Source organism: Oleiphilus sp. HI0086 (assembly GCF_001635225.1).
The window spans coordinates 1-9,494 of sequence record NZ_LWFZ01000686.1 but is presented as its reverse complement, the minus strand read 5'-3'; the positions used below and the strand labels follow the sequence as shown (position 1 = coordinate 9,494).

The following is a 9,494-nucleotide window of genomic DNA, read 5'->3' as shown; positions in this document are numbered from 1 at the left end:
GCTAAAGAAATTTTTACTGTTTGTATTGCTGATCGCCCTATCGCTCACGGCAATTGTTCAGCTTGGTAGTGGTGCCAAAATAGCGGCTAAAGCCTGGTTAAGTCAGTATTTGATCGAACAGGCTTGGTCGCGAACTTTGCTAGGCGAAGAGCGAGTTCGCCCCTGGCCCTGGGCTGACACCTGGCCGGTTGCAGAGCTAAGTGTGCCCAGCCTTGGTGTTCAACAAGTCGTACTTCATGGTGATAGCGGGCGAGTATTAGCGTTTGGGCCGGGTATGAATGATTATGTCGATGGTGGCCTGGGTTTAGATTTTAGTATTTTGAGTGGCCATCGAGACACCCATTTCAGGTTTTTAAAAGATCTGAAGTTAAATGATGTGTTTGTGATTACAACTGCAGATGGCAAGCGCAGTGACTATCAAATTATTAATACGGAGGTGGTTAACCAGAATTGGTTACTCCCGGAATTGGAGCCATCGGTTGAGAATTTGATGATACTCGCGACTTGCTACCCGTTTGATACCTTAACAGCCGGGGCTGAAGAGCGGTTTTTAGTTTTTGCGATACCGCTTAAGAATAGGCCCGTTAGCTAGTGCCTCAAACGAATGGGAGCTTACTCCTTATCTTTGGATGTACACTCCGCCAAGCTGGCATCCATCTTACAGCGGATCTTTCTAAACAAGGTGAGGGCTTTGCGGTTATAAACGCCTTCTTCTCGTAGCGCAATGCGGCTTTTTCTAAAGAACTCGTTCCATTTGTCTTTGGTTTCTTGGGAAATATTGATCCAGTACTTTTTAGGAATGGTTTGCTCGCTTTCTACAATTTTTTTAATTTGAGCCGGGTACTTATTTGTCATCAGGTCACGAGATTTCTGACCAAAGCCCTCAGGTACTTTTTTCCAGCGAAGGATCAGTTGCATGGTTATTTGTAGCTTTGGCCAATTAATGATGCCTCCATTCGGCGCGAGGCCTTTGTACATCTCCATTGGTTCATATGCCAGGGCAGGTGCTCCGGTGACATCGACGGCGCGGTTGTTAAATTTTTGCAGGGCATTACGAATGCCAGATGCGACGGGTGTCATACCTATTCGAGTTGCGATATGTGCGGTCTCCGGGGCGTTATCGAGCACGGTAATACGCTTTCCTGACAGGTCTTTCGGGGCATGAATGTTCTTATCATTTACAAATAAGAATACAGCGCCAATGGGCGCAATACCGACGATTTCGTAATCCCCTTTGCGCATAATCTTTGCACCTCTCGGGCTGCTTATCGATTTAATAGCCATGCCTAGATGTTCATAGGTTGGCAGCGCGCCTAAAGCGTTTAGAGAGCCGGTAAAATCATTGTATTCACGTGCCCGAATGCCTGGCAGGTTGAGCATGTCGCATACGCCATTTTTGAATTCTTCTGAGGCGACCCGGTCATCGGTATAGAGCTTGAATGAAAGGTCAACACCCCAGCGAACCGCGTCAATCTTGTACTCTTTCATTTCTTTATGGATGGGGCCATCGTTGCCGACGAAGTCAAACACGCACATCGTTAGTGGTTTCAATTCATTGCTTTGCGTGACGGTCGCAAGGAATGTTGATGAGAGTAATAATACGAAGGAAAGCGGTGCATGGAAATAGCGCATAGAGCTCTAGCCTCTGTCGTTGTTATTTTACTACTGACTATCTTGCTTATAACTACTTTGTTTATAGCTGTTTTTTAATAACTATGAGCGTATCAGGCTTGCTAGAGGCGAGCCTTGCTTTAGATCAATTGAGCTTTATTGAGTGGACTGAAGACGGCTGGCTTGAATTGGGTTAACCTAAGCTTTCTACTTGAGCAAGTTGAGAGGCTAGTTATGGCATTCACCGAAATGTCTAATGAATCGGATGCACTGAAAAAACGCTACGAGCTTATCCTGACGTCTATTGGTGAAGGTGTTTACGGTCTTGATAAAAACGGTTTAACCACTTTCGTGAATCCAGCCGCCGAACGAATGACCGGGTGGCTGGAAGAAGACCTTATTGGCAAAATAGTTCATGAGTTTCATCATCATTCCCATGAAGATGGTCGTCATTACCCAGTGCATACTTGCCCTGTCTATCAAACAGTAAAAGACGGTGTTCAGCGTGAAGTCGATAATGAGGTTTTTTGGCGCAAAGACGGTTCGCAGTTTCCTGTAGAGTATATCGCAACAGCTATTGAGCATGAGGGTGAGATAGTCGGTGCTGTGATTGTGTTTAAGGATATCTCGGAACGGAAACGCTCAGAGCGGGAGTTAAAGTCTGCGCTGCGTCAGGTAGAAGAATTGAAGGAGCAATTACAGGCCGAGAATCGCTACCTGATGGATGAGATCCAGTCTCAGCATAACTACGCCAAGATGATTGGCCAGGGGCCTGCTCTTGATCAGATTCATACGCAGATCGAGCATGTTGCACCCACCGACTCGTCTGTATTAATTCAAGGGGAAAGCGGCACGGGTAAAGAGTTGATCGCGAGGTCTATTCACGGCGCTAGCCGTCGTCGAGACCGTCCTTTAGTAAAAGTTAACTGTGGTGCTATTGCGCCGAACCTGGTTGAAAGCGAGTTGTTTGGCCATGAAAAAGGGGCCTTTACTGGCGCAGTGAAACAGCGCATTGGCCGTTTTGAATTGGCTGATGGCGGTACAATTTTTCTTGATGAGGTGGGCGAGCTGCCTTTGGATATTCAAGTAAAATTGCTAAGGGTTCTCCAGGAGGGAGAGTTTGAACGCTTAGGCAGTAGTGAAACTTTGCATGTTGATGTTCGGGTTATCGCCGCGACCAATCGTAATATGGCTGATATGCTAGAGCAGGGTGAATTTCGTAATGACCTGTATTATCGGCTTAGCGTTTTTCCTATTCAGGCACCTAGTTTACGCCAGCGAAAAGAGGACATTCCTTTACTTGTAGAGCATATTCTGAATGCTCTGAATTTAAGGTTAGCAAAAAATTTCACGCATATTTCCCCAGCGGCCTTACAGCAGTTGTGTGATTATGATTGGCCTGGCAATATCAGAGAGCTTCAAAACGTCATCGAGCGGGCTGCGATTGTTTGTACGCCACCTATTCTTGATGTTGCCCCCATCCCTTCTGCACCTAAAAAACGAAGAAACTCCCATGCAGCCGTCTTGGTGACGCTTAAAGAGGCGGAAGCAAACCATATTAAAGAGGCGCTGAGACAGACTGGCGGTATGATAGCGGGAAAGCAAGGAGCTGCTGAATTGCTTGATTTGCCACCAAGTACCCTTCGTTCCAAGATGAAAAAGCTTGGTGTTAGTGCTTAAGGTTTAGTTTGTCTAAATTTAAATGTGGGCGCGATATATCGCTTTATGGCGAAATGTCGTGTCTTAATGTCGTTTTTTAATCCTTCTTTTGAACACCTGTTCCTCTGTAAATTTTTAATAAAAACAAAGCTTTATTTGTTTTGTAGGTGCTTGGCCTAAGTGTTGCAATAGTTTTCTTAAATTGAACTATAAATTCTCTAAAGTGTTTTGATTGTCAGTAATTAATCAGCCTGAAGAGAGGCAAACAAAAGGTAGCTATATGACTTCAACTATCCCGGTTGTGGATGTCTCTGATAGTGAAGCGAAACAGAAAGATAAGACTGTCGAACATGAGCTTTATGCTTCGCGTGAAAAGATTTATGTTCGAAAGATCACCGGTTTTTTCCAAACAGTGCGTAAGCGTTCGCTTACCTTGCTGTTAGCAATGTACTTTGTTCTAGCTTGGGTAAATTATGATGGCAAACCGCTTATCTTGTTTGATTTGAGTGAGCGTAAATTTCATTTATTTGGTGCCGTCTTCTGGCCTCAGGACTTTACCTTACTGGCTTTTGCATTAATTATTTGCGCCTTTGGTCTGTTCTTTATTACCTCTCTTTTTGGTCGTGTTTGGTGTGGCTATAGTTGCCCGCAAACGGTTTGGTCATTTATGTTTATGTGGCTTGAGGATTTGTTTGAAGGAAGCCGAAACAAGCGAATCAAGTTGGATAAAAACAAGTGGGATCTTGAAAAACTGATTAAGAAAAGCGCTAAGCACTTAAGCTGGCTGGCATTAGCTTTTGCGACCGGGCTTACCTTTGTTGGTTATTTTTATCCGATTAGAGAATTGATTGCTGATGTTTTTACGCTGTCTGTTGTCAGCGGGTGGGCGATATTCTGGGTTGGCTTTTTTACGGTAGCAACCTACATCAATGCTGGTTGGATGCGTGAGCAAGTGTGTATCTATATGTGCCCTTATGCACGCTTTCAGTCCGTAATGTTTAATGAGAATACCATGATCGTCGGCTACGACAAGGCGCGCGGAGAACCGAGAGGCAAGCCTTCTCGGGCGCAGCCAAAGTCGAGCCTGGGAGCCTGTGTCGACTGCAGTTTATGTGTGCAGGTTTGCCCGACCGGTATCGATATTCGTGATGGTCTTCAGTATGAATGCATTGGCTGTGCCTTGTGTGTGGATGCTTGCGACAGTGTGATGAACAAGCTTAAGTATGAGACCGGGCTAATTCGCTACGCTTCTGAAAAAGAATTTGAACAAGGTGAGCGCCCGAAAATGATTGATAGCCGTTCAATAGGCTATGGTGTTCTGATGCTGGTGGTTGTTGGGGTGTTCTCATCCTTCCTGATCACTCGGCCTTTAGCTGAGCTTTCAGTGTTAAGGGATCGGGGTGCATTATATTACGAAAACGGTATGGGGATGATTGAGAATAACTACACCTTGAAACTGGTGAATAAGCTTGAGACGCCAGTGAGCTACCGCCTGTCAGTTGAAGGTGATATCGCGCTGAATATGTCAGTGAACACAGTGGAAGCGGGGCCAGGAGAGTTAAAGGAAGTGCCTGTAACTGTTGAAGTATCACCCGATGTAATTAAGACGGCTAACAATGCCATCACTTTTAAGGTTCAGTCTGCATCGAATCCTGATTTGCATGCTGATGCTAGCAGTAAGTTTTTAGGGCCGGTTGCTTATTAATGAGTGACTACCTCCTTTTCAAGAGGCAAGTTGTTCCTGGTTGTGAGTGAACTTGTAATGCCTCTTTTCGTGCTTATTGAACCTGTGGCGGGTCAATAAGCACGCTTTTTTTTGCTTTCTAAGATGCGAGCTTGTCGAGTTTTTGCTCCATTTCAAGTAGAGCGGTGATGAGAGTTTGGCCTTGAGCATTGCTTTCAACAAAGCGTAATCCACAACGAAACCCTTCATCACTTGTTGCGCGATTACAAACAAAACCTTCTACATTTACCTCATGGCCTGACTGGTCAGACAGCATCAAGCTCAATGTATCGCCAACTCTAAAACTATGGTCACTGCATAGGGCGAGACCATATCGATTAAAGTCGACTATGTTCAATTTATTATTGTCGCTTGGTGCTGAGGATGATTGAGATTTCAAGGTGATAGAAATATTAGATGAATCATAGCGATGACAACGTCTTCGTTCTTGTGCTTGTCGACCAGCTTTCTTATTCATACTTGCCTCTCTATTTGCTTAAACTGTCTGACAATCCCTTGCTTTCAGTTTAGGAGAGAATTTAAGGTTCAGCCACTATCAAGGTCTCTATCAAATGTAAGGTGCTCAAATTGATCCATATCAAACGCTAAGGATTTGACAGTGCCACTTCTGATAGCAGTGAACTATGCTCCTAACAAAACAATCGTATTTAAGTCAGGAGCATTAAATGATTAGTCTTGAAGATATTATGACGACAGAGGTGACCACCCTAAGTAAACATCATTCAGTGTTGGATGCTAGGGAACTTATGAGTAACAAGGGGATTCGCCATATCCCAATTACTGATGCACAAGGGATTGGAATTTCAGCTACATGTGGTTGTCTGCAGAGAACGACCCTTGGCAATATGATCGTGACATTCATACGATTGCACGAGACTTCGATGGCAAGGCCTCTACGCTAGCGTATCGTTCTGAATACGCACGTGTTTCAGGTGATGACATTCACTACGTCATTGATAACGACTTTGAGCTAGAAACGCGCGAAGAGAGCAATAACAACTTCAAGGTTTTGACCTATAACGTTTGGAACCTGCTACCCGGTATTACCTCAAAGAATACACATCCTCGCCTGGATACCATCGCAGAGCTTGTAAAAGGCTACGATGCAGTTGTATTTCAGGAGCTTTTTGACCCGGTTCTGACAGCACATTTTAGAAGCAAGATCAGTGAGGAATATCCTTACCTGACAGACATTCCATTCAAGCTTGGTAAGTTACTGACAGGTGGCTCTTTCATTGCGAGTCGTCACCCGATTATTGATCACGATGATGTTGTCTATGATGCATGTCGAGCAGATGGTTGCTTAGCGTCTAAGGGCATGAACTATGCGAAAATTGATAAGGGTGGGAAAATCTATAACCTGTTTGGAACCCACACGCATGCCTACACGACAGCAGATGATATTGCGGTTCGATTTTCTCAGCTAGCGCAGCTAAAAGGTTTTGTAGATAGCAAGAACATCCCATCAGATCAACCTGTACTGATGGCGGGAGATTTCAACGTCGATAAGGTGAACTTCCCACAAGAGCACGTAGACTTTTTATCGCTTATGAATGCAACAGAACCTACAGCGTTAGGCGAGTACCCTTACTCTTACGCAGGCCCTGTGAATGTTTATGCGGATGATCAATACAATGAGTACTTAGACTATGTGTTGTATTCAAACGAGCATCAAGCGCCAGTTTATTCTCATAACAAGATGCTGACGCCTCGTAGTATTGAATGGGATCACTGGACCACTTGGGACTTGTCAGATCACTACCCTGTAGCGAGTGAGTTTGTATTCGCTGAGTAAGCCACTTTTTCTACCCTAGTTGCGTATTGATACCCACACTGTTTAGTGTGGGTTTTTTTCGTTTTGAGCGAGGCAAAAGACGCACGACTCGCTTTCTCCCGGCTGAGACATCGCGCCGGTATATATCTAATCTCTATTGAGCTTAATCTAAGCCAATTGTGATCTATTGAGGCGTTCTGCTCGTAAATCGTTTTGACCACTATTCCAATGTCTTGTCTTGAACTCTAATGAATCCATATAGGGCAATATGATGAAAGAGCGTAAGTTTCAGGTTAAACCCGGCACACATAAAGGAAATAAGGCGGCGCGCTTACCTTGCCGTGGCTGTACAAAAAACTGTGGAAACTATATGGTTTGTGAAGGCCGTCCATGGAGGACTCTAAGTGACCACAACTAAGTTATCTACCCGACTTTACGATACATCTTATCGAATCGTTGGCATCTTATATCTTGCCTCGGGCCTGTGGTGTGCGATAAATCCCACATTGTCCGCCAGTTTCTTGGGGATAAACTTTCAGAGTGAGATGGGGCTTGCCGAATTCTTTTCTGTCTATGGAGGGCTTCAAGTAGGGATCGGTTGTGCAATGATACTGTCATCATTTTACAAGCCTTACTTGGAAGGCGCCGTCTTTTTCGCAGCGATAGTATCGACAGGGCTAATAGGCTTTAGGTTGATCGCTTTGCCGCTTTTCAGCTCAGACACAAGCTTGTTAGGAATGGCTGTTCTTGAAGCGCTCATTGCTGTGCTGCTTTGGCGGTATTGGTATCTCATGAGGGCTCAGAATATCTTATTGAGATCTAAAATTTCCCGCTAACGGATATCTAAGTTTGTCTGCTTGGAAGGAGGAGCTGAACTCTCGTGATTCCTTATAGTCCGCTAAGTCACCTTTCAGGTGCGCAATTTAGATACGGATAAAACAGCCAGTTTGATCGTTGGCTAAATGATTCAAAATAAGCAAAAGCAACTCTTTCGTATAAACAGATACCGCTAAGTGATGGGCAGATCATAATTGACTTGTTTCATCTGCAGATCATTTGAATTGATTGGTTATTGGCAGGTTTCATATTACATTGCTAACCTTAGAGGATGCCTGAAGCGAAAGGATATCATTTCTTATGAAATATCAAATCATTAAGAATTTGGCTGCCAAGCTATTATTGTTTGCCATATTTTCGTTAGGGTTCACGAATGCGCACCCTCAATCTGTGATTGCATTGACTGCTCCAGAAAATGCCTTTGTTCAGGACATATCAGTCCAAGTATTGAAAAAAGCATACAACAAGATCGGTTATCAAGTAGAAATCCATAGACTTCCAAATGTTCGCTCTTTATTGTCTGCGAATATGGGTATGTTCGATGGGGAGGTATCACGTATTGGCAACCTGCATTCAAGCTACCCCAACTTAAATGCAGTACCTACCGCAATCAATATGATTAATATAATTGCTCTTGGAAAACACAGTAGCGAAAGAGTAAGCAAGATTAAAGATCTTGGGCATGACGTTGTTTGCGTAAAAGGAGTCAAGTTAGTAGAAAAGCTGGTTGAAGATAATAAAATCCAGTGCACTTTTGTTGTTAACACCAATCAAGCTCTCAGTATGGTCGCTCTGGGGAGAGTTAAATACACTTTACTGCCTGAAGCTAACGCGTTGAAGGCTCTCCTAACCGAACCGTTCGAGAACGTTAAAGTTGTCAGCCCAGTCTTATATTCAGAAAAGCTTTATCATTACTTGCATAAAAATAATCTCAATATAGTTGAACCTTTAGATAAAGTGCTTCGTAAAATGCAAAAAAATGGTGATATAGACCAAATACGCACTCGATTCTTAGAGAATATACTATAAGGAATGACTGCTTTAACTCCAAAGCTAGAACTATCAGTGTCTGAATTTCTATGACAATCAGGTCAAACTGGCATCAATCTTCAATAGTAGGCCCAGGCACAATGCTGCCTCGACACGACATCAACACAAGAAGTCAGTTCTAAGGGCCTAAACGTCCGCGAAGCTGACATTCACAAGGTCTTTAGCCACTTAATTCAGCCTCTCCACAGTCGTCATTGCCGCCCCCATTTCTTTCCACCCATTTCTACCAATCGAGACGCGGCTCGTCGAAAGGAAAAGGCGAGATCATTGGCGGACGAGAATTGTGCCAGTGACACGCCAATTAGACCCGTCGCCGACCACTCCAAATGTTCCCCCTCTTTGGTGCGAATCATGGTCGTCGCAAAGGAACTCGAGTTTCCCCCCTTCTCACTGACAAACAATTCTACATCTCCATCTCTGCTTTCGACTTGCGCTTCAAAATCGACAAATAATTCGTCGAGCGGGACTTGTGCCGCTAGCACCAAGCGGGTGCGAGATTCATAACACGCGTCAATGAGGTTCACGAATCGTCGCGCTTCGTTGAGGTGGTTGGCGCCCAATTGGGGGACGCTGTCCATAATGAGGACCGGAAATCGGTCGCAGAGGGAAAGATAATCGGCCGCGCCGAGCGGTTGGTAGCACAACTCGGAAAAGTCAAACCAGGCGCACCGGTCATTCAATCGGGCGACCTGGACGGTGCGACCGAAGCGAACTTGAATGACCTCAGCCTCAGTTCCGGATGCAGTGCCACCAAATATTTCTTCCAACTTCGCCTGCGTGTTGTTATTACTATTATTATCGCCATGAACATCCTTGTTT

The 9,494-nt window shown here is 44.5% G+C and carries 10 protein-coding genes; 6 read left to right on the top strand and 4 right to left on the bottom strand.

All coding sequences use genetic code 11. The features are described 5' to 3' along the window. On the top strand, positions 1-592 hold a 592-nt coding region (locus A3756_RS10695), incomplete at its 5' end, for a class GN sortase (RefSeq protein ID WP_082865200.1). A gap of 20 nt (positions 593-612) precedes the next feature. Here A3756_RS10695 and A3756_RS10690 read toward each other — a convergent pair. Continuing rightward, entirely contained in the window at positions 613-1,632 is a 1,020-nt protein-coding gene (locus tag A3756_RS10690) for a putative solute-binding protein (protein WP_068553479.1), read from the bottom strand. 213 nt (positions 1,633-1,845) lie between these two features. Here A3756_RS10690 and A3756_RS10685 point away from each other — a divergent pair, with 213 nt between their 5' ends. Together A3756_RS10685 and ccoG are read left to right on the top strand one after the other, a co-directional pair. Beyond that, positions 1,846-3,291: a sigma-54-dependent Fis family transcriptional regulator gene (locus A3756_RS10685; RefSeq protein WP_231875519.1), complete on the top strand. Its 1,446-nt coding sequence runs from the start codon at positions 1,846-1,848 to the stop codon at positions 3,289-3,291. 211 nt (positions 3,292-3,502) lie between these two features. Continuing rightward, entirely contained in the window at positions 3,503-4,975 is a 1,473-nt protein-coding gene (gene ccoG, locus A3756_RS10680; protein WP_231872288.1) for a cytochrome c oxidase accessory protein CcoG, read from the top strand. Between the two features lie 118 nt (positions 4,976-5,093). On the opposite strand, the gene A3756_RS10675 is transcribed toward ccoG, so the two are convergent. Further along, a complete protein-coding gene (locus A3756_RS10675) occupies positions 5,094-5,471 on the bottom strand; it encodes a PilZ domain-containing protein (protein WP_068553478.1) in 378 nt (125 codons plus the stop codon). Between the two features lie 208 nt (positions 5,472-5,679). Between A3756_RS10675 and A3756_RS29245 the strand changes: the two genes are divergently transcribed. Both A3756_RS29245 and A3756_RS10670 read left to right on the top strand, forming a co-directional pair. Continuing rightward, positions 5,680-5,916: a CBS domain-containing protein gene (locus A3756_RS29245; protein ID WP_082865199.1), complete on the top strand. Its 237-nt coding sequence runs from the start codon at positions 5,680-5,682 to the stop codon at positions 5,914-5,916. After that, a complete protein-coding gene (locus tag A3756_RS10670) occupies positions 5,826-6,809 on the top strand; it encodes a sphingomyelin phosphodiesterase (protein ID WP_068553477.1) in 984 nt (327 codons plus the stop codon). Before A3756_RS29245 ends, A3756_RS10670 begins: the two co-directional genes overlap by 91 nt. A gap of 610 nt (positions 6,810-7,419) precedes the next feature. Here A3756_RS10670 and A3756_RS28990 read toward each other — a convergent pair. Further along, positions 7,420-7,548 carry a hypothetical protein gene (locus A3756_RS28990; RefSeq protein WP_255374950.1) on the bottom strand — a complete coding sequence of 43 codons (129 nt, stop codon included), beginning with the start codon at positions 7,546-7,548 and terminating at the stop codon, positions 7,420-7,422. A gap of 377 nt (positions 7,549-7,925) precedes the next feature. Between A3756_RS28990 and A3756_RS10665 the strand changes: the two genes are divergently transcribed. Next, positions 7,926-8,654: an ABC transporter substrate-binding protein gene (locus tag A3756_RS10665; RefSeq protein ID WP_068553476.1), complete on the top strand. Its 729-nt coding sequence runs from the start codon at positions 7,926-7,928 to the stop codon at positions 8,652-8,654. A 212-nt stretch (positions 8,655-8,866) separates the two neighbouring features. Here the strand turns inward: A3756_RS10665 and zapE are convergent, their stop codons facing one another. After that, entirely contained in the window at positions 8,867-9,442 is a 576-nt protein-coding gene (gene zapE / locus A3756_RS10660; protein WP_231875520.1) for an AFG1/ZapE family ATPase, read from the bottom strand. Positions 9,443-9,494: the final 52 nt, after the last annotated feature.